Source organism: Psychrobacter sp. TB20-MNA-CIBAN-0197, assembly GCF_040309765.1.
In the GTDB taxonomy this organism is placed as follows: domain Bacteria; phylum Pseudomonadota; class Gammaproteobacteria; order Pseudomonadales; family Moraxellaceae; genus Psychrobacter; species Psychrobacter submarinus.
In genome coordinates this window covers 1-242 of the sequence record NZ_JBEOPC010001267.1, presented here as the reverse complement: position 1 = coordinate 242, position 242 = coordinate 1, and the positions used below count along the sequence as shown (strand labels likewise).

Sequence of the window (242 nt, the reverse complement as noted above, 5' to 3'; positions counted from 1 at the left end):
CCCTAACTCTAAATAGCCATCCACTTCATGACTCATAGCATTTGCAGTTAAAGCAAAAATAGGCCGCTCAAAACCACACTGTTTTAATAGCTGAAAAGCAGAACGCCCATCCATCACAGGCATTTGAATATCGAGTAGCACTAAATCAGGATACTCTTTTAAGCACTGCTCTACCGCTTGCTCACCGTTTTCAACGGCAATAACCTCGAGCCCCATTGAACGTAAATAGCGGCTTATTAACC

At 43.0% G+C, this 242-nt stretch carries 1 protein-coding gene; it reads right to left on the bottom strand.

All coding sequences use genetic code 11. From position 1 onward, the window contains the following. On the bottom strand, positions 1-242 hold a 242-nt coding region (locus AAEY83_RS18035; RefSeq protein WP_351061435.1), incomplete at both ends, for a response regulator.